This window comes from Oceanimonas pelagia (genome assembly GCF_030849025.1).
GTDB classification, from domain to species: domain Bacteria; phylum Pseudomonadota; class Gammaproteobacteria; order Enterobacterales; family Aeromonadaceae; genus Oceanimonas; species Oceanimonas pelagia.
Window position 1 is genome coordinate 3,440,059 of the sequence record NZ_CP118224.1, and the last position, 19,141, is coordinate 3,459,199.

Here is a 19,141-nt window from a genome sequence, read left to right on the forward strand (position 1 = left end):
ATTAAGTGAAAAACCTCAGACCACGCCGTGGGTCTTCAGCCAGCCCAGGCCGGCTTCGGTGGTGGTGGCCGGCTTGTACTCGGCACCGATCCAGCCGTCGTAGCCAATCTTGTCCAGGAAGGCGAAGATGTTGTGGTAGTTCAGCTCGCCGGTGCCCGGCTCGTGGCGGCCCGGGTTGTCGGCCAGCTGAATGTGGTTGATGATGCTCAGGTTTTTCTCGATGGTCGGGATGATGTCCCCTTCCATGATCTGCATGTGGTAGATGTCATACTGGAACGCCAGGTTGTCGGAACCGACCTTCTCGATGATCTCCAGCGCCTGCTTGGTGTTGTTCAGGAAGAAGCCGGGAATGTCGCGGGTATTGATGGCCTCGGCGATCAGCTTGATGCCGGCTTCCTTCAGTTTCTCGGCGGCGTACTTGAGGTTGGCCACGAAGGTCGCTTCCGCTTCCTCATAGGCCACGCCGGCAGGCTGAATGCCGGCCAGGCAGTTCACCTGGGTGTTGCCCAGCACCTTGGCGTAGGCAATGGCCTTGTCGACGCCGGCCTTGAATTCTTCAACCCGATCCGGGTGACAGGCGATACCGCGCTCGCCACCGTTCCAGTCACCGGCGGGCAGGTTGAACAGCACCTGGGTCAGACCGTTGGCATCCAGTTTGGCCTTGATTTCCTCAGCGGCGAAATCATAGGGAAACAGATATTCAACACCCTTGAAGCCGGCCTTGGCGGCGGCGTCGAAACGATCCAGAAAGTCGACTTCGGTAAACAGCATCGACAGGTTGGCAGCTAATTTCGGCATTGCGATGTCCTTTGTTCAGTTGGGGGCAAAGTCAGGACGGGGCCCGTCGGGCCCCATCGCTGTCATCAATCAGTCCAGCAGAGAGATGGCGGTGGGGGCGTCGGCACCCTTTTCGGCCAGCTCTTCGAACTCGTTGACGGCGTCGATTTCAACACCCATGGAGATGTTGGTCACACGCTCCAGAATCACTTCAACCACGACCGGCACGGAGAACTCGGCCATCAGCTTCTTGGCTTCTTCAAAGGCGGGAGCGATGTCTTCCGGCTTGAATACGCGAATGGCCTTACAGCCCAGACCTTCTACCACGGCCTTGTGATCCACACCGTACTCGCCCAGCTCCGGCGCGTTGATGTTTTCAAAGGACAGCTGTACGCAGTAGTCCATGTCGAAGCCACGCTGAGACTGACGGATCAGACCCAGGTAGGAGTTGTTCACCAGCACGTGGATGTAGGGCAGCTTGAACTGAGCACCTACCGCCAGCTCCTCGATCATGAACTGGAAGTCGTAGTCACCGGACAGGGCAACCACGTTGCGGCCCGGCTCGGCGGCGCACACACCCAGGGCGGCGGGAATGGTCCAGCCCAGGGGACCGGCCTGACCACAGTTGATCCAGTTGCGCGCCTTGTACACGTGCAGGAACTGGGCAGCAGCGATCTGGGACAGACCGATGGTGGACACATAGGTGGTGTCGCGGCCGAAGGCCTTGTTCATTTCTTCGTATACACGCTGCGGCTTCACCGGAGTGTTGTCGAAGTGGGTCTTGCGCTGCAGGGTGCGCTTGCGCTCCTGACACTCGGCAACCCAGGCGCTGCGGTCCTTCAGTTTGCCGGCAGCCTTCCACTCTTTGGCGACTTCAACGAACAGTTCCAACGCGGCCTTGGCGTCGGACACGATGCCCAGGTCCGGACCGAATACGCGGCCAATCTGAGTGGGTTCGATGTCAACGTGAACGAATTTACGACCCTTGGTGTAAACCTCCACGGAACCGGTGTGGCGGTTGGCCCAGCGGTTACCGATACCCAGCACGAAGTCGGAAGCCAGCAGGTTGGCGTTACCGTAGCGGTGAGAGGTCTGCAGACCGCACATACCGGCCATCAGCTCGTGGTCGTCGGGAATGGTGCCCCAGCCCATCAGGGTCGGGATAACCGGTACGTTCAGCACTTCGGCGAACTCGGTCAGCAGATCGGCAGCATCGGCGTTGATCACACCACCACCGGAAACCAGCAGCGGCTTGTCGGCGTCGTTCAGCATGGTCAGGGCTTTTTCAACCTGAATGCGGGTGGCGGCCGGCTTGTAGGGAGTCATCGGCTGGTAGGCTTCGGGATCGAATTCGATCTCGGCCATCTGCACGTCGAAGGGCAGGTCGATCAGCACGGGGCCGGGACGGCCGGAGCGCATGATGTGGAACGCCTGCTGGAATACACCGGGAACCTGACCCGGCTCCAGTACGGTAACGGCCCACTTGGAAACCGGTTTGGCGATGGACTCGATGTCCACGGCCTGGAAGTCTTCCTTGTGCATACGGGCACGGGGGGCCTGGCCGGTGATACACAGGATCGGAATGGAGTCGGCAGAAGCAGAGTACAGACCGGTGATCATGTCGGTGCCGGCAGGGCCGGAAGTACCGATACATACACCGATGTTGCCCGGATTGGCACGGGTGTAGCCTTCGGCCATGTGCGAGGCGCCTTCAACGTGACGGGCCAGCACGTGGCTGATGGAGCCGAGACCCTTCAGCGCAGCGTAGAAGGGGTTGATGGCAGCGCCGGGAACGCCAAAGGCTTTGGTGACACCTTCCAGCTCCAGGATTTTGGCGGCCGCTTCGATTGCTTTCATTTTAGCCATGATGTGTATCCATTCATCTGAGGTGCTCTCGGCACCGTGTTGTTGTTTGTCGAAATGACGGCGGCGCGCAGACCGGTCTGGTGAGGACGCTTAACATCTACGCAACCCATACTCTGATGATACGAAAAAAAATGTGACGATCAACAAGTTTTGGAAATGATTTTTATAATGTGGAAACGTTGTGCGGGGAGGCAGTCGGCCGATATTGCCGGGTAATGGTGGCAAGGTGTTGTTTTTCATGGCACAGAGCTCGCCTCGGCGGTCATCGGTGCCGACGGCAGGCTTTTTCTTTCCTTATTCTGGAATCGATTTCCTTCTTTTTTAAGCAAGTCGTCCGGGTCCCGGGCGGGCTGCATGCCGCGCACGGCCAAGGGGTGCAATGGGCAGTATAGTACAAAGTTGTTGTCATATTGTATTCATTTTGTCGAAGCAAAATCCGAAGGATATTGCGGCGCAATGTTAAAGGCAGAAGCCGGATCCGTTAGGCAACGGTGGCGGGCCAGGCAACCTTGCAGGGTGGAATGATCCAGCCGGAGTTGCTTATTTTGCGCTGCACAAAAAAGAGCTTGAAAAAGTTTTTTGTGCGGTGCAATAATGACCCTGCGCGCCAAATCCGGACAAGTGGTAGTGGGTTTTGCTGGCGTGCCGGGCCGTGAAGCCCTTACTTATTCATCAGGAGACGCCAATCATGTCATGGTTTGATATTGCCAAACTGCAGAAAGCGCAACAGGACCACCTCGCTCTGGCTCAGGGCCTCGGCACCAGCCTGCTGGCCGGTGCGGAAAAACTGGGTCAGCTGCAACTGAAGGCGCTGACCGAGTTCAGCACCGCCCAGTTCGATTACGCCGGCAAGCTGCTGGCGGTGCGCGATGCCAGGGGCCTGGCCGAGCTCAATCACTCCGTATTCAGCCCCAGCGCCCTGCTGGAGCGCCAGCTCGACTTCAATCGCGAACTGTTTGCCCTGCTGGCCGATGCCCAGCAGCAGCTCGGCAACTACGGCGAGCAGCAGTGGGCTGCCGGCAGCAAGCAGGTGGACGAGTGGGTAGAGCAGTTTGCCGCCCACGCGCCGGCCGGCTCCGAATCTGCCGTGAGTGCCCTCAAGCAGGTGGTGAGCCAGGCCAATGAGGCCCGTGAAGGTGCCCAGAAGGCTGCCAAGGATGCCGCCGAGATCGCCGACAAGGTAATCAAACAGGCCGCCGAGCAGTCCGAAAAGGCTGCCCGCCAGGTAGCCGAAGCCACCGAGAAGGGCATCAGCGCCGTGACCGCGGCCGCCGCCAAGAGCAGCAACAGCCGTGGTGCCGCCGCCAAGGCAAACTGAGACCAATACCAATAAACAGAGCTGTTATCTCGTTTGGACGGCAGGGGGAAACCCCGCCGTCTTTTTCTGTTTTAGGGGCCGGCCGGGCGCTTCTGTTATGATGGGCGGGTTTCCAGTCACGAATAACAGGACAATCAATGCAAATCGCAAACGATACCGTGGTGCAGTTCAACTACACCCTGAAAGACGAACAGGGTGAGGTGATGGACACCAACGAGGGCAAGGCCCCCCTGGCCTATCTGCACGGCCACAACAACATGCTGGAAGGGCTGGAAAAGGCACTGGACGGCAAGAACGCAGGCGACCGTTTCAGCGTGACCCTGGCGCCGGCCGACGCCTATGGCGAGCGGGACGAGACCCTGATCCAGCGGGTGTCGGTTCGTCATCTGCAGGGCGCCAAGCGCTGGGAGCCGGGCATGGTGGCCGTGGTGCACACCGAGAACGGCCCGCGCCAGGTGGTGGTGGTGAAGGTGGGTCGCTTTATGGCCGACGTGGATCTCAACCACCTGCTGGCCGGTCGTACCCTGACCTTTGATCTGGACGTGGTATCGGTGCGCGCCGCCACCGCCGAAGAGCTGGAGCACGGCCACGCCCACGGCGAAGGCGGCCATCAGCACTGAGTGAGTCACGCCGCGAAGCAGCAGCGCGATTTGACCGGCGAAAAGATGTGACAAGAGAGACGGCGGAGAATTATTCCTCGCCGTCTTTTTTGTCCTTGTCGTTCTGCTCCGGGCCGCCGCCCAAGCCGCCGAACAGGCCGAACATGTTCTGGGTGTTGAGATAGAGCTGGCGGGACTGCTCCACATACTGGCGCATCATTTCCTGCATCATGGGCACCTGGCCCTGCATGAAGTCGGTCCAGGCCTTGGTGGACTGCATGCCGGCCTGGGTCTGCACCTCAATCATCGACCGAATGCTCTCGTCCAGGTAGCTGCCCAGTACCCCCTGAAAGGGGCCGTAAAAGCGAATGATGTTCTTCAGCATGTCGCTGGAGAAAATGGGATCGCCGCCGCTTTCCGCTTCCTGAATGATCTGCAGCAGAATGCTGCGGGTAATGTCTTCGCCGGTCTTGGCGTCCACCACCTGAAAGGGCTCTTCTTCCTGCACCAGCCGGCGAATGTCGGCCAGGGTGACGTGGCTGCTGGTGTGGCTGTCGTACAGGCGGCGGTTGGGGTATTTCTTGATGGTGCGAATACTGTCCTGGGATTTTGACATGCGACACGGGCCCTGAAAAAAGTATAACGGCCAGTGTATCCCAATCGTGCAGGGCGCTCAATTTGGCGGGCCGAGCAGCCCTGTCCGGGTTTCCAGCCTGCCATGGGGGCCGTTGGCGGTGCGCTGTGGTCCGTGGCGCAAGGAGACACTGACTAGGGGCGAATCTCCCTGGGCCGGACCAGTCTCAGATAGTCTTTCATGGGCAGGCTGAACAGCTCGCGGTAACTGCCGGCACTGAACACGATCTCTTGCTGCCGGGCGAGTTCGCTGTCGAGATACACCGGCATCTCATACAGGTTGCCAAAGGGAGGCAGGGCGCCCACTTCGCAGTCGGGAAACTGTTCCCGAAAGTCGTTTTCATGCAGCAGGGTGGCTTGCTGCACCGCCAGGGAACGGGCCAGGTTGCGAGGATGGATGATCCTGGGGGCGGGCACGACCACCATGGCCATTTGATCATCCAGGGTCACGATCACGACCTTGGCCATCATCCTGCCCGGTATATGGGCCGCTTCTGCCACCTCCTGCGCGGTAAACGCCGGCGAGTGGCTGATGACCCGGTATTTGACACCCTGTTGATCCAGATATTGCTGCAATCGTTGAGCCGGCATAATGTGGTCCCCCCCGACGAATACCGAACACCGGTTGAAGTATAGGCCATGAGTATGAAGGTGAATGGCGGCCAGGATCAAAAAAGGCCGGGCGTGCGCCCGGCCTTTTTGTTTATATATCAGTGAATTACCGCATGGTAACGAACTCTTCCGCGGCGGTGGGGTGAATGGCCACACAGGCGTCGAAATCGGCCTTGGTGGCGCCCATCTTCACCGCCACCGCAAAGCCCTGCAGCATTTCATCCATGCCAAAGCCGATGCCGTGAATGCCCACCACCTTTTCATCCTCGCCGGCGCACACCAGCTTCATCTTGCAGGGCTGGCGGTGCCGGGTTACGGCGGTGTACATGGCGGTAAAGGAGGAGGTGTACACCTTGACCTGGTCGTCGCCAAAGCGCGCTTTGGCTTCCGGCTCGGTCAGGCCCATGGTGCCGATGGGCGGATGGCTGAACACCACGGTGGGCACCAGCTCGTAGTCCATTTTGGCGTCGGGCTTGTTGTTGAACAGCCGTTCGGACAGCTGACGGCCGGCCTTCACCGCCACCGGGGTCAGCTCCACGTAGCCGATGTTGTCGCCCACGGCATACACGCCCTTGGCCGAGGTGTTCTGGTACTCATCGACCCTGATGTAGCCCTTGTCGTCCAGCTCGACACCGGCGCTTTCCAGATTGAGTTGTTGAGTCAGCGGGCGGCGGCCGATGGCCCAGATCAGGCAGTCCACGGTGAGCGACTCGCCGTTTTCCAGGTGCAGGGTCAGGCTGCCGTCGGCGTGCTTTTCCACGCTTTGGGGAATGGAGTGGGTGTGCAGGGTGGGGCCGTCGGCGGCCATCACCTCCACCAGGGTGTCGGTGAGCAGCGGGTCGAAGTTGCGCAGCGGCGCGTGCTTGCGCACCAGCAGGTGGGTTTCACTGCCCAGTGAGTGCAGCACCCCGGCCAGCTCCACCGCAATGTAGCCGGCGCCGACTACCGCCACCCGCCTGGGTTGCTCGGCCAGCTCAAAGAAGCCGTTGGAGTCGATGCCGTGCTCGGCGCCGGGAATGTTGGGAATAATGGGCTCGCCGCCGGTGGCGATGAGAATATGGTCGGCGCTATATTCTTCGCCGTTCACTTCCACGGTATGGGCGTCCTTGAAGCGGGCAAAGCCCTTGATCACCGTGACCTTGTTGTTGCCCAGCACCCGGTCGTAGGACTGGTGAATACGGCCGATGTAGGCCTGGCGGCTTTTCACCAGGGTGCTCCAGTCGTGGCCCTTGAGCTCCACGTCAAAGCCGTAGTCGGCGGCATAGAGTTTGATGGCCTCGGCCACCTGGGCGCCGTGCCACATCACCTTCTTGGGCACGCAGCCCACGTTGACGCAGGTGCCGCCCAGATCCTTGGCTTCGATCAGGGCCACTTTCTTGCCGTACATGGCCGCCCGGTTGGCGGAGGCGATGCCGCCGCTGCCGCCGCCGATGGCGATATAGTCGAAATGCTGTGCCATAAGTTTGCTCCGTGGGTGAAGGTTCGTTCAAAGCCGTTGAGCGATTGTACCTCAAGTGATGCCGGCAAGGGTGGTCAACAAATCGCCGGTTCGCCGGTCAAGTGCAGGGCAGGGGCAGTAAAGGCTTGAACATTCTTGTCATTATCACCATGTTAGGGGGTATTCCCTCGGCTGCCGGAGAGCAGCACGATGGCCAAAACAACAAGAGGTAAAGGACCATGACAAATCCGCTTCTCACCATGGACGGCCTGCCGCCGTTCAGCCAGATCAAGCCGGAACACGTAAAGCCGGCCGTGGAGCACGCCATTGCGGATTGTAAAAAACGGGTGGAAACCGTGCTGGCCCGAAACGAAGAGTTCACCTGGGACAACCTGGTGGCGCCGCTGGAGGAAGTGAACGATCACCTCAGCCGCATCTGGTCGCCGGTGAGCCACCTCAACAGCGTGATGAACAGCGAGGCGTTGCGCCAGGCCTATGAGTCCTGTTTGCCGCTGTTGTCGGAATATCACACCTGGATGGGGCAGCATCAGGGCTTGTTTGAAGCCTACCAGAGCCTGGCCAACCGGGACGACTTCAAAAAGCTGAGCCTGGCCCAGCAAAAGGAAGTGGCCAACACCCTGCGCGACTTCCGCCTGTCGGGCATCGCCCTGGAAGCGGAGCAAAAGCGCCGCTTTGGCGAAATTCAGGCGCGGCTGTCGGAGCTGTCGTCCACTTTTGCCAACCGGGTGCTCGATGCCACCCAGGCCTGGTACAAGCACGTTACCGACCAGGCCGAGCTGGCCGGTCTGCCCGAGTCGGCTCTGGCCGCCGCCGAAGCCCAGGCCAGGGCCCGGGAGCTGGACGGCTGGGTATTCACCCTGGATATTCCGTCCTACCTACCGGTGATGATGTACGCCGACAACGCCGCCCTGCGCGAGGAAATGTACTACGCCTTTACCACCCGCGCCTCCGATCAGGGCCCCAATGCCGGCGAGTTCGACAACACCGCCATCATCGAGGAAACCCTGGCCCTGCGCCAGGAGCTGGCCGGGCTGCTGGGCTTTGACAATTACGCCCAGGTGTCGCTGGCCACCAAGATGGCAGACAGCGAGCAGCAGGTGCTGGACTTTCTCGAGCAGCTGGCCGAACGCAGTTACCCGCAAGGGCAGGCCGAGCTGGCCGAGCTGCGCGACTATGCCCGGGATCAGCACGGCGTGACCGAGCTCAACGCCTGGGATCTCAGCTACTACGGCGAAAAGCTCAAGCAGCACAAATACACCATCTCCGACGAGGAGCTGCGCCCCTATTTCCCCGAGAACAAGGTGGTGCACGGCCTGTTCGAAACCGTAAAACGGTTATTCGGCATCAAGGTGGTGGAGCGCTTCGGGGTGGAAGAGTGGCACCCGGACGTGCGCTTTTTCGATATTTTCGATGAAACCGGCGAGCTGCGCGGCAGCTTTTACCTGGATCTCTACGCCAGGGCCAACAAGCGTGGTGGCGCCTGGATGGACGACTGCATCGGCCGCCGCTACCGGGAAGACGGCACCCTGCAAAAGCCGGTGGCCTACCTCACCTGCAACTTCAATGGCCCGGTGGGCGACAAGCCGGCACTGTTTACCCATAACGAGGTGCTGACCCTGTTCCACGAGTTCGGTCACGGCATTCACCACATGCTGACCAGGGTGGACGTGGCCGGCGTGGCCGGCATCAACGGCGTGGCCTGGGATGCGGTGGAACTGCCCAGCCAGTTTCTGGAAAACTGGTGCTGGCAGCCCGAGGCGCTGGCCTTTATCTCCGGCCATTACCAGACCGGCGAGCCGCTGCCCGCCGAACTGCTGGAGCGCATGCTGGCGGCGCGCAACTACCATTCGGCGCTGATGATGCTGCGCCAGCTGGAATTTGCCCTGTTCGACTTCCGTCTGCACATGGACGCTCGGGCCGCCGAGCCGGGCCGGGTGCAGGCCATTCTCGACGAGGTGCGCAGCAAGGTGGCGGTGCTCACGCCGCCGGCCTTCAACCGTTTTCAGCACGGCTTTTCTCACATCTTCGCCGGTGGCTACGCGGCGGGCTACTACAGCTACAAGTGGGCCGAGGTGCTGTCGAGCGACGCCTTCTCCCGGTTTGAGGAGGAAGGGATATTCTGTGCCAAAACCGGCCGGGACTTTCTGCACGCCATTCTCGAGCAGGGGGGGGCAAAGGAGCCGATGGAGCTGTTCCGCCAGTTCCGCGGTCGCGAGCCGAGCATAGACGCCCTGTTGCGGCACTCGGGTATTTCCGCCTGAGGCAGTTGGGATCGAAAGGTGGCGCTGGCCACCTTTTTTGTTCACTGGCCACTGTGGGCTTATGCAGGCAAAATGGATGCTGCCATTTACGAATGAGATACAACAATGGAATACGGGGTATCGTCCTGGTTTAACCTTTGGTGCCTGAGCCAGCTGGTGGAGCAGCGCCTGGCCGATGGTGTGCTGTTGTGCCGGCGCCAGGGGGAAGGGTGGCAGCCGCGGTTGGCCGCCGGCATGCCCCTGCCCGACGAACCCCTGTTCACCCGGAGCGAGCGGCCCTTTCAGCGCCTGGGCTACCCTCAGTGCCGGGCCCTGCGCATGGGCTCCGGTCAGTTGCTGTCGCTGTCTGCCCTGTATCCGGATTACGCCCTGATCCTGTTTCGGCGCCAGCGCCACGTGCGTTTGCCCAAGGGGGCCTGGCTGGGCTTTTTTGCCTCTGTGTTTACCCATCCCGACCGGGCCCGGCAGGCGCTGACGCGGCTGCCGCTGTTTGACTATTTTCCGCTGCCGCTGGTGCGCGCCACCCCCGACGGCGTGGTGGAGTGGACCAACCGGGCCATAGAGCGCCTGGCCGGGCAGGCGGCGCCCGCCATGCAGGGGCGCTCCCTGCGGGAGTTCAGCCTGGGCGAAGACTGGCCGGAAACCCGGCGCCTGTACCGCCGGCTGGCAGACGAGCCGGAGCTGGGCATGGCGGTGATGGAAAAGCATTACCTGCATCCCAATGGCCAGCTGCTGCTGGGCGAAAGCCAGCTCACCCTGGTGCGGGACGAGCAGGGGGCGCCCCTGTGCCTGATGGGCATTGTGGCCAGCCTGCGCCCCCGGGCCACGGCACCCCGGGGAGTGAGCCTGCGCTTTATTCCGGCGCCCGAGCAGCCGGAAGGGGTGATGATCTGTGACGGCAACAGCCGCATCGAGCAGGTCAGCCCGGCCTTTGAACGGGTCACCGGCTACCGGGAAGCCGAAGTGCGGGGCAGCTATCCGTCGTTGCTGCGCTCGGGCCTGCACAGCCGGGGGTTTTACCGCCACATGAACCGGGATCTGAACGAGCAGGGCCGCTGGCAGGGGGAGGTGTGGAACCGGCGCAGCAACGGCCAGGTCTATCCCGAGCGGCTGCGTATCAGCTCGCTGTACGGGCCGGGCGGCACGGTGCGCTATGTGGCGGTGTTCAGCGACATGGGCCAGCCCGACGCCGTGGATCAGGGCGCGCCGCCGGAGGAAAAGGACTGTCTCACCGGGCTGGCCAACCGGGCCAGCTTTCAGCAGCGGCTGGCCCGTCACTGCCGGCTGAGCGAGCCCTTTGCGCTGATGATCCTCGACATCAACAACTTTCGCCTGTTCAACAACGCCATGAACCACAGGGTGGGCGACCGGGTGCTGCAGGAGGTGGCGGCGCGGCTGCGTGGCCGGTTGCGCAGCGGCGATTACCTGGCCCGCATCGGCAGCGACGAATTCGCGCTGCTGGTGCCGGGCATAGTGCATCACCGCCAGGCGCGCATTTTTGGCCGCCATGTGCTGAGCGCCCTGGCCCGGCCGTTGCTGATGGCCGAGCAGCAACTGTATGTGGACGCCACCCTTGGGGGCGCACTCTGGCCCGGCATCGATGAAAAGGATGCCGAAAGCCTGCTGCAGCATGCCGAGCAGGCGCTGTTTGGCGCCAAGCAAAAAAAAGAGCCGCTGGCCCTGTATGACGACCGGCTGAACCGCAGCCAGAGCCGGCGCATTCGCCTGCAGCACGATCTGACCGAGGCCATTCGCCAGGGTGGCCTGCGCCTGCATTACCAGCCCATCGTCGACACCGCCACCGGCCGGGTCAGCAAGCTGGAAGCCCTGGTGCGCTGGCAGCATGCGGAGCTGGGCCCCATTTCGCCGGTGGAGTTTGTGCCGGTGGCGGAAGAAAGCGGCATGGTGCAGGCCCTGGGCGACTGGGTGCTGAACCGGGCCTGTGCCGATTTGCGCCGGTTGCAACAGGCCGGCCATGAATTGCACATGGCCATCAACCGCTCCAGCCTGGAGTTTCAGAGCCTGGGGCTGGACGGTGACGAATGGCTGTCGATTATCGAGCGCCACGGACTTTCGCCCCGGCAGATTATTTTCGAGATCACCGAGTCCCTGTTCATGCAGGGCAACGAACATCACCTGGAGCGCATTGGCGCCCTGCGCCGGGCCGGCTGTCGCATTGCCATTGATGATTTCGGCACCGGCTACTCGGCGCTCAACTACCTGCGCGCCTTTCCCATCGACATGGTCAAGATCGACAAGAGCTTTATCGATTACCTGCCCGGCAATCAGAAAGACGGCTTGCTGCTGGAAGGCATTTTGCGCATTATCGGCGACCTTGGCATGAAGGTGGTGATCGAGGGCATGGAAACCCAGGCCCAGGCCGCCTACCTGTCGACCCAGCCCTGTCATTTTCTGCAGGGGTACCTGATCGCCAAACCCATGCCCCTTCGTGAACTGCTGATTTTTCTGGAGTCCTATGCCGGACACACCGTATCCGCTGCAGATTGAGCTGCAGGATCCTGACCTGGCCGCCGAGGCCGATGCCCTGTGTGCGCGCCTGAGTGGCGTCACCGCCGCCGCCCCCTTTGCCCTGGTGTTCACCGAGGACCGGCTGGAGCTGCGCAAGCTCGACGAACCCAGGCTGGGCGCGGTGTTTGTGGACTTTGTGGAAGGTGCGGCGGCGCACCGGCGCAAGTTCGGCGGCGGCCGGGGCCAGACCATAGCCCGGGCGGTGGGGCTCAAGCACGGCCATAACCCGCACGTGGTGGACGGCACCGCCGGGCTGGGGCGGGACGCCTTTGTGCTGGCCTCGCTGGGCTGCACCGTAACCCTGTGCGAGCGCCACCCGGTGGTGCACGCCCTGCTGGAGGACGGCCTGCGCCGGGCCGCCGCCGACGCAGAGATCGGCCCCTGGGTGCGGCAGCGGCTGCAACTGCTGCCCTTTGGCCTGGGTCTGGGTGACATCTCCGAGCAGCCGGATGTGGTCTATCTCGACCCCATGTTTCCCCACAAGAAAAAGGCGGCGCTGGTGAAAAAGGAGATGCGGGTGTTTCACTCCCTGGTGGGAGCGGACCTCGATGCCGATGCCCTGCTGGCGCCGGCGCTGGCGCTGGCCCGGGCCCGGGTGGTGGTGAAGCGTCCCGACTACGCCGGCTTTCTTGCCGACACCAGACCCTCGGCGCAGATCGCCAGCAAGAACAACCGTTTTGATCTGTATGTGAAGGCAGCCCTGTAGACGGCGGAAAACTGGCCGGTCGCCGTGGTGAATGCTATGAATTAGATAACTCTAATGTTTGTGCGTCACGGGAGACCGCCATGAACCAGCCTTGTGTGCAGGCCTTTCTGGATCGGGACAGCGCAACCTTCAGCTATGTGCTCTACGACCGGCCCGGTGGCCGGGCGGCGGTGATCGATCCGGTGCTGGACTTCAACTACCACTCGGGGCGCACCGGCACCGCCGGCGCCCGGCGGCTGGTGGACTTTATTCGCGGGCAGCGGCTGACCCTGGACTGGATTCTGGAAACCCACGCCCATGCCGATCACCTGTCGGCGGCGCCCTTCATGCAGCAGCAACTGGGCGGGCGCATCGCCATTGGCGAGCACATTTGCGCGGTGCAGGGCATGTTTCAGGAGGTGTTTGGCCTGGAGCAGGAGCTGCCGGCCGACGGCAGTCAGTTTGATCACCTGTTTGCCGACGGTGAATCCTTTGCGGTGGGCGAGCTGAGCGTGCGCGTGCTGCACGTGCCCGGCCATACCCCGGCGGACATCGCCTATGTGGTGAACGAGCAGGTGGTGTTTGTGGGCGATACCCTGTTTATGCCCGACGTGGGCACCGCCCGCTGCGACTTTCCCGGCGGCAGCGCCGAACGGCTGTATCGGTCCATTCAGCGCCTGCTGGCACTGCCCGAAAGCACCGATATCTATGTGTGCCACGACTACCCGCCGGCGGGCCGGGAGCACGCCTGCCGTACCACGGTGGCGGCCCAGAAGCAGGGCAATATCCATGTGCGCGACGGCGTCGGCCAGGCCGCCTTTGTCAAGCTGCGCACCGAGCGCGACGCCAGTCTGGCGGTGCCCCGGCTGATGTTGCCGTCCATTCAGGTCAATATTCGCGCCGGGCACCTGCCCGGGGCGGACCAGCGGGGTCGCCGTTACCTCAGGGTGCCGCTGAACAGGCTTTAAGCCGGGCCCAGCAGCCGGGTAATGGTGCCGGCCTGATGACGAATATGGCCGGTGACCTGTTCGGCCCGGTCCGAGACCTCGGCGGAGCGGGTCTTGAGTTCGTCCATCAGCGCCATAAAGCGGCCCAGCTCGCCGGCCTGGCTGTCGGCATGACCGGCGCCCTGCTCCGCCACCGAGGTGGTGGCCCGCGAGGTTGCGCTGACCTGCTCGGTGACTTCCAGCAGGGTCTGGGTTTGCTGGTGCTGATCTTCCGCCGCCTGCATCATGCGATCGATGGTGCCGCTCAGCTCGTTGCTGGACAGCCGCAGCCGCTCCATGATGTCGGCGATTTCTTCCAGCGACCCCTGAGTGTGGCCCGACAGCTTGCGCACCTCGTCGGCCACCACCGCAAAGCCGCGGCCGTGCTCTCCGGCCCGGGCCGCCTCAATGGCGGCATTGAGCGCCAGCAGGTTGGTCTGCTCGGCAATCTGGCGAATTACCCCGATAATGGCGGCGGCATCGTCCACCGAGCGGCCCAGGCTGGCCAGGGACTGCCGGCCGGTGAGCGCCGCCTGGCGGCTGTCGCCGGCGCTGTGGGCCAGCTGCTCCACCTGTTTGCGGCTGATGTCCATGGCCTGCAGGTTGTCGCGGGCGGTGTGGGCAATGTCGTCGCTGGCCTGGCGCATTTGCTCGGTAAGCCGGTTCAGCTCCGCCACCATGGCCAGGCTGTTTTGCAGGGTGCCGTCGTTGTTCCGTGTGTGCTGCTGAATGTCCTGCACCTCTTCGATCATGCCTTCCAGCGCCGCCGACACCTGTTGCAGTTGTTCGGCGCGCTGCCGCTGCTGGTGCTGCAGTCGTTCCAGCAGGCCGTTGAAGCTGGCGGCAATCTGGCCCAGCTCGCTGTTGGGATGGGTAACCGCCAGAGGAGTGAGCTCGCCGTTGTGCAGTAACTGGCCAAAGGCGTTGCGCAGCTGATTGAGCCGGCGCACCACCAGCCCGCGCTGGAACAGGTAACTGAGCAGGGCGAACAGCAGCAGCGCCGAGCACAGTCCCAGCAGCACCAGGCTGAGCCGGTCATAGGTGTGCTGGCGGGCCGCTTCCCGCTCGGCCACCAGGGCGTCGAGCCGCTGCTCGATATCATGGAGGCCGGCACTGAGGGCGGCGGCGGCCTGGGTGCGCTGCGTCAGCCCGGCCTGGGTATTGGCCAGCTCCTTGGGGTAGCGGCGCAGCAGGCTTTGCAGCTCCCGCCGGGGGCCCTCACCCACTTCCACCGGTTTGGGCCGGCGCAGGGCGAACTCGTCCACCTCCGGGGTCTGGTAGATGCCGAGCGGGGGCAGGGCACCGAGCTGGTCACCCAGCTTGTTCAGCTCGGCCAGCTGAAAGTCGAGGCTTTGCTTGAGCTTGTCGTCGCCCTCGTTCATGTAGTCCTGGCGCAGGTGCACCAGGCGGGGCAAGGATGCCAGCATTTCCGCCACCAGGGTCTGGTAGCGGCCGGCCAGGCTGTGTTCTGTGCTGGCGTAGCGGGCCAGGGCGCGCAACTGGTCGGTCAGCTCCTGCTCGGCGTGTTGCAGCAGTTGCTGGCTGTTGCCCGAGAGCTTGCCCGCTTCGCGAAAGTCGTGGGTCAGTTGCCGGTGCAGGGTGGCTACCGCCTGGCGGGCCGGTTCGCCACCCTCGATATGTGCAAGCGTTTCGGCCAGGGTGGTGAGCTGCTGTCCGGCATCGGTCAGCAGGCTGGCGTCGCCCTCGGCGAGGTAGGCGGAAATGGTGCGGTAGAGGTCGATGTTGGCGTTGCGGCGCAGTTGCTCCAGCTCGGCCCGGTCGTGCTCGCCCTGCTTGAGTTGCCGGTCTCCGGTATAAAAGGCCACCGCCAGCAGCAATGCCAGCAGCATCAGTCCCAGCGACGACAACAACGAAAACAGCGATACCCTCATGCGGCCCATCCCTCACCGTGACAAAGGCCGGCAGATTAAGACATTGGGGTGACAGTTTTATGAAGCAGGTAGATAAGTTACCGTTTTCATCAGCTGTTCATGCAGGCGGGCCATGGCCAGAGGAGAGGCATCAATCAGCTCTATGCGGCTCTCTTTCTGCGGAGCGAGACGATATACGCTCAACCGGTCGGTCTGGTTAAAGGCCCACCAGCCGTCTTCGGTGCGCAGTACCGCCTTGAGCCGGGCCACCTTTTGCGTCTCGCAAAAGGCGCGCGCCGCCGCCAGATCGAAGATCACTTCGTCGAGAAAGCGCCAGCCCAGGGAAAAATGGTCGTCGCCGTGGTTGGCATAGCGCCGCCAGGGCTGGCCCCGGCTGAGCCTGGGCTCGTGGGCCGCCAGCCGCGGGCGCTCGGCCTTGCCGGCGTGGGCCTGGGGATGGGCGGCCCGGCGTCCGGGGTCGTGGGGCTGTTGCAGCCAGCCGGTGTCGAGCCGGCCCTGCTCGGTTTCCACCAGCGCGGCCTTGGGCGGCTGGATGTCGCTTATCTCCTGCCGCAGCCGGGCCAGCTCGGCCTCGCTGCACAGATCGGTTTTGTTGGCCACCACCACGTCGGCCAGGGCCAGCTGATCCCGGTAGGTTTCATGCTCCCGGTAGCGGGCATCGCTCCACTGGCGCGGATCGATCAGGCAAAAGGCGGCCTCCAGGCTCAGTATTTCCCGGTAATGCTCGTTGGTGAGAATGTCCATCACCCGGCTGGGGTGGCCCAGGCCGGTGGGCTCGATCAGCAGCCGGTCGGGCCGGGCCTTGTGCAGCAGGGCGTTCAGGCCAATCTGAAACGGCAGCCCGGCCACGCAGCACAGGCAACCGCCGGGAATTTCCTTGACCAGGGCGCCCTGATCGGTCAGCAGGGCGCCGTCTATGCCCACCTCGCCAAACTCGTTGACCAGAATGGCCCAGCGTTCATGCTCGGGCTTGTGGGCCAGCAGATGACGCAACAGGGTGGTTTTGCCGGTGCCGAGAAAGCCCATGACAAGGTGAGTGGGAATGGCGGTGTGCATAACGAAGACGGAATGGCTGGATTTGTTACTTTATAACACTTTTTTCCGGGCTTGAGTATGGCCATAAAAAAGAGCCCGGGCGGGCTCTTTGGGCATTGAATTACCGCCATGCCCGTGTAGACGGGCATCCAGGGCATGGTGCACTTGTCTGAAAACTTGATTTTGCCTGAAGATACGCATGGACACCCGCCCTCGCGGGAGTGACGTGGTGATATGCGGGAGTGAGCATCAGGCTTTATCCATCATCAGGGCTGAACCACCACCCGGCCCACTGGCTTGCCGGCCACCATGTCGTGGGCGGCGTCGATCACCTGCTCCAGGGTCAGCTCTTTGACTTCGTTTTCGTAATTGACCGGCAGGCTTTCATGTACCCGCTGCCAGGCTGCGATGCGCTTTTCCTTCGGAATATGCACCGAGTTGATGCCGAGCAACTGCACGCCGCGCAAAATAAAGGGCATCACGGTGGTGTGGAGGGCCACGCCGCCGGTCAGGCCGCAGGCGGCCACGGCGCCGTACATGCGGGTCTGGCTGAGAATGCGCGCCAAAGTACGACCACCCACGGCGTCGATGGCGCCGGCCCAGTGTTGAGACTCCAGCGCCGCCGGCTCCTGATCGAGCTGAATGCGGTCGATGATGGTGTGGGCGCCCAGGCGTTTCAGCCAGTCGCCATGCTCGGGGCGTCCGGTGGAGGCATGCACCTCGTAACCGGCTTTGGCCAGCAGCCGCACCGCAATGGAGCCCACGCCACCGGTGGCGCCGGTCACCAGCACCGGGCCCTGACCCGGTTTCACGCCGGCCTGCTCCAGCGCCATGACGCCCAGCATGGCGGTAAAGCCGGCGGTGCCAATGGCCATGGCGCGCTTGGCGCTCATGCCCGCGGGCAGGGGAATGAGCCAGTCGGCCTTGACGCTGGCCTTTTCCGCCAGCCCGCCCCAGGTCTGCTCGCCCACGCCCCAGCCGGTGAGCAGCACTTCGTCACCAATGCGGTAGGCGGGGTTGTCCGACGACAGCACGGTGCCGGCAAAGTCGATGCCCGGCACCATGGGCCAGTTGCGCACGATTTTGCCCTTGCCGGTAATGGCCAGGGCGTCCTTGTAGTTGAGGGTGGAGTAATCCACTTTGACCAGCACATCGCCGGTGGTGAGCTGGTGCTCATTCAGGCGCTGCAGGCTGGCGTGAGTCTGTTTGCCGGATTCTTCCAGTAAGATGCCCTTGAACATGATGCTCTCCTCGCACGTTTTTTATGCTGTTCAGTGTAAGGAGCCTGTTGCCAAAAGCCATGCCCGGCGGGACGACAAATGCCGATTTTGTGACCGCGCGCCCTACTCGCCCGGCGCCGGTTGCGAAACCTTGATCCAGGCCTCGTTCAGCCACAGCGAGGCCAGAATAATGCCCCCGCCCAGGGCCAGCCGGGGCAGATCGGCGTCCCGGTTCCAGATCAGCAGGTTTACCAGCAGGCCGGCGGGCACCAGGGCGTTGTTCATGATCGCCAGGGCGCCGGCGTTCACCCGGGTGGCGCCCTTGTTCCACAGAAAGTAGCCCAGCCCGGAAGCGCCCAGCCCCAGCCACAGCAATATGCCCCATTGCAGCGACGTGGCGGGATACCGGTCGCTACCCAGCACCAGCCAGGCCGGCGTCACCACCAGCAGCGCCCCCAGGTAGAAATAGCCAAAGCGGTGGTGCTGGGGCTCGACCGACGGGTAGCGTTCCAGCAGCACCTTGTAGCCCACCTGGCCGAGGGCAAAGCAGAGGTTGGCGCCCTGTACCACCACAAAGCCGAGCAGGTAGTCGTTGGTCAGGCCGTCAAGGCGAATGACCAGCGCCCCCAGTACCGCCAGCACGGCGGTAAACAGGTAGCCGGGGCGAAAGCGCCGGTGCAGCAGGTCGTACACCAGGGTGACATACACCGGCGTCAGTACGGTGAAGATCAGTACTTCCGGCACCGTCAGCAGCAAAAACGACTGGTAGTAGAACAAATACATGATGCCCAGTTGCAGCGCGCCGCACAGCATCAGACCGGCGGCCAGCCGGGGCGGCTGGCGCCAGCGCAGAAACGGCGCAAACAGCAGGGCGGCGAGGGCAACGCGGGTCAGTACCGAGAAGTAGCTGTCCACGGCGCCGGCCAGATATACGCCGATCAGGCTGAAGGAAAAGGCCCACAACAGGGTGACAAAAACCAGATAAGACATGGGTGAAGGATAACCAGTGGTAAACGCGAGGGCGCCATGATGGCGTAAACACCGGGGACGATCCAGCGAGGACCGGCAAAAAGCGGCCATAAAAAAAGCCGGCGCAATGCGCCGGCCCGGGACCAATAGCAGGTTTGTCATAAAGGAGAGAATGACGTCCCCAAACAAAAGTGGTTCAACACCACACGCAGAACTTGCAGGGCTCGTGTATCAACACTCAGCCCGAAGAGGTTGTCAGCGTGGTAAACAGGATTGCCCGATCATGAACCGTTCGTTTTT

15 protein-coding genes are annotated in these 19,141 nt (G+C 62.8%); 6 read left to right on the top strand and 9 right to left on the bottom strand.

Annotation, left to right across the window (positions count from 1 at the left end; translation table 11 throughout):
- Positions 1 to 15: 15 nt before the first annotated feature.
- Positions 16 to 798, bottom strand: a complete 783-nt coding sequence (hyi, locus tag PU634_RS16445; protein ID WP_306761916.1) for a hydroxypyruvate isomerase — start codon at positions 796 to 798, stop codon at positions 16 to 18.
- A gap of 69 nt (positions 799 to 867) precedes the next feature.
- Positions 868 to 2,643, bottom strand: coding sequence for a glyoxylate carboligase (gene gcl / locus PU634_RS16450; RefSeq protein ID WP_306761917.1), 1,776 nt, complete (start codon positions 2,641 to 2,643; stop codon positions 868 to 870).
- A 688-nt stretch (positions 2,644 to 3,331) separates the two neighbouring features.
- Here gcl and phaP point away from each other — a divergent pair.
- Together phaP and PU634_RS16460 are read left to right on the top strand one after the other, a co-directional pair.
- On the top strand, positions 3,332 to 3,961 hold the full coding sequence (gene phaP, locus PU634_RS16455) for a TIGR01841 family phasin (protein ID WP_306761918.1): 630 nt from the start codon (positions 3,332 to 3,334) through the stop codon (positions 3,959 to 3,961).
- A gap of 137 nt (positions 3,962 to 4,098) precedes the next feature.
- Positions 4,099 to 4,581, top strand: coding sequence for an FKBP-type peptidyl-prolyl cis-trans isomerase (locus PU634_RS16460; protein WP_306761919.1), 483 nt, complete (start codon positions 4,099 to 4,101; stop codon positions 4,579 to 4,581).
- A gap of 70 nt (positions 4,582 to 4,651) precedes the next feature.
- On the opposite strand, the gene phaR is transcribed toward PU634_RS16460, so the two are convergent.
- The 3 genes from phaR to gorA form a co-directional block, all read right to left on the bottom strand.
- Positions 4,652 to 5,176 carry a polyhydroxyalkanoate synthesis repressor PhaR gene (gene phaR / locus PU634_RS16465; protein WP_306761920.1) on the bottom strand — a complete coding sequence of 175 codons (525 nt, stop codon included), beginning with the start codon at positions 5,174 to 5,176 and terminating at the stop codon, positions 4,652 to 4,654.
- Between the two features lie 152 nt (positions 5,177 to 5,328).
- Positions 5,329 to 5,784, bottom strand: a complete 456-nt coding sequence (locus tag PU634_RS16470; protein WP_306761921.1) for an aminoacyl-tRNA deacylase — start codon at positions 5,782 to 5,784, stop codon at positions 5,329 to 5,331.
- Between the two features lie 127 nt (positions 5,785 to 5,911).
- A complete protein-coding gene (gorA, locus tag PU634_RS16475; RefSeq protein ID WP_306761922.1) occupies positions 5,912 to 7,264 on the bottom strand; it encodes a glutathione-disulfide reductase in 1,353 nt (450 codons plus the stop codon).
- Between the two features lie 218 nt (positions 7,265 to 7,482).
- On the opposite strand from gorA, the gene prlC reads away from it, so the two are divergent.
- From prlC to PU634_RS16495, 4 genes are all read left to right on the top strand, one after another.
- Complete coding sequence (gene prlC, locus PU634_RS16480; RefSeq protein WP_306761923.1) at positions 7,483 to 9,525, top strand: oligopeptidase A; 2,043 nt, start codon at positions 7,483 to 7,485, stop codon at positions 9,523 to 9,525.
- A gap of 105 nt (positions 9,526 to 9,630) precedes the next feature.
- On the top strand, positions 9,631 to 12,033 hold the full coding sequence (locus PU634_RS16485; RefSeq protein ID WP_306761924.1) for a putative bifunctional diguanylate cyclase/phosphodiesterase: 2,403 nt from the start codon (positions 9,631 to 9,633) through the stop codon (positions 12,031 to 12,033).
- Positions 12,002 to 12,760, top strand: a complete 759-nt coding sequence (locus PU634_RS16490; protein WP_371319611.1) for a class I SAM-dependent methyltransferase — start codon at positions 12,002 to 12,004, stop codon at positions 12,758 to 12,760. Before PU634_RS16485 ends, PU634_RS16490 begins: the two co-directional genes overlap by 32 nt.
- Before the next feature lie 80 nt (positions 12,761 to 12,840).
- Complete coding sequence (locus PU634_RS16495; RefSeq protein WP_306761925.1) at positions 12,841 to 13,707, top strand: MBL fold metallo-hydrolase; 867 nt, start codon at positions 12,841 to 12,843, stop codon at positions 13,705 to 13,707.
- On the opposite strand, the gene PU634_RS16500 is transcribed toward PU634_RS16495, so the two are convergent.
- From PU634_RS16500 to PU634_RS16515, 4 genes are all read right to left on the bottom strand, one after another.
- Positions 13,704 to 15,617: a methyl-accepting chemotaxis protein gene (locus tag PU634_RS16500; RefSeq protein WP_306761926.1), complete on the bottom strand. Its 1,914-nt coding sequence runs from the start codon at positions 15,615 to 15,617 to the stop codon at positions 13,704 to 13,706. The genes PU634_RS16495 and PU634_RS16500 overlap by 4 nt on opposite strands.
- A 57-nt stretch (positions 15,618 to 15,674) precedes the next feature.
- A complete protein-coding gene (locus tag PU634_RS16505) occupies positions 15,675 to 16,673 on the bottom strand; it encodes a CobW family GTP-binding protein (RefSeq protein ID WP_306761927.1) in 999 nt (332 codons plus the stop codon).
- Positions 16,674 to 16,918: 245 nt separating this feature from the next.
- Complete coding sequence (gene acuI, locus PU634_RS16510; protein WP_306761928.1) at positions 16,919 to 17,893, bottom strand: acrylyl-CoA reductase (NADPH); 975 nt, start codon at positions 17,891 to 17,893, stop codon at positions 16,919 to 16,921.
- A 102-nt stretch (positions 17,894 to 17,995) separates the two neighbouring features.
- Positions 17,996 to 18,862, bottom strand: coding sequence for a carboxylate/amino acid/amine transporter (locus PU634_RS16515; protein WP_306761929.1), 867 nt, complete (start codon positions 18,860 to 18,862; stop codon positions 17,996 to 17,998).
- Positions 18,863 to 19,141: the final 279 nt, after the last annotated feature.

Coding starts and splice junctions, on each gene's coding strand:
- hyi (WP_306761916.1), bottom strand. CDS start 798: ATGCCGAAATTAGCTGCCAACCTGTCGATGCTGTTTACCGAAGTCGAC.
- gcl (WP_306761917.1), bottom strand. CDS start 2,643: ATGGCTAAAATGAAAGCAATCGAAGCGGCCGCCAAAATCCTGGAGCTG.
- phaP (WP_306761918.1), top strand. CDS start 3,332: ATGTCATGGTTTGATATTGCCAAACTGCAGAAAGCGCAACAGGACCAC.
- PU634_RS16460 (WP_306761919.1), top strand. CDS start 4,099: ATGCAAATCGCAAACGATACCGTGGTGCAGTTCAACTACACCCTGAAA.
- phaR (WP_306761920.1), bottom strand. CDS start 5,176: ATGTCAAAATCCCAGGACAGTATTCGCACCATCAAGAAATACCCCAAC.
- PU634_RS16470 (WP_306761921.1), bottom strand. CDS start 5,784: ATGCCGGCTCAACGATTGCAGCAATATCTGGATCAACAGGGTGTCAAA.
- gorA (WP_306761922.1), bottom strand. CDS start 7,264: ATGGCACAGCATTTCGACTATATCGCCATCGGCGGCGGCAGCGGCGGC.
- prlC (WP_306761923.1), top strand. CDS start 7,483: ATGACAAATCCGCTTCTCACCATGGACGGCCTGCCGCCGTTCAGCCAG.
- PU634_RS16485 (WP_306761924.1), top strand. CDS start 9,631: ATGGAATACGGGGTATCGTCCTGGTTTAACCTTTGGTGCCTGAGCCAG.
- PU634_RS16490 (WP_371319611.1), top strand. CDS start 12,002: ATGCCGGACACACCGTATCCGCTGCAGATTGAGCTGCAGGATCCTGAC.
- PU634_RS16495 (WP_306761925.1), top strand. CDS start 12,841: ATGAACCAGCCTTGTGTGCAGGCCTTTCTGGATCGGGACAGCGCAACC.
- PU634_RS16500 (WP_306761926.1), bottom strand. CDS start 15,617: ATGAGGGTATCGCTGTTTTCGTTGTTGTCGTCGCTGGGACTGATGCTG.
- PU634_RS16505 (WP_306761927.1), bottom strand. CDS start 16,673: ATGCACACCGCCATTCCCACTCACCTTGTCATGGGCTTTCTCGGCACC.
- acuI (WP_306761928.1), bottom strand. CDS start 17,893: ATGTTCAAGGGCATCTTACTGGAAGAATCCGGCAAACAGACTCACGCC.
- PU634_RS16515 (WP_306761929.1), bottom strand. CDS start 18,862: ATGTCTTATCTGGTTTTTGTCACCCTGTTGTGGGCCTTTTCCTTCAGC.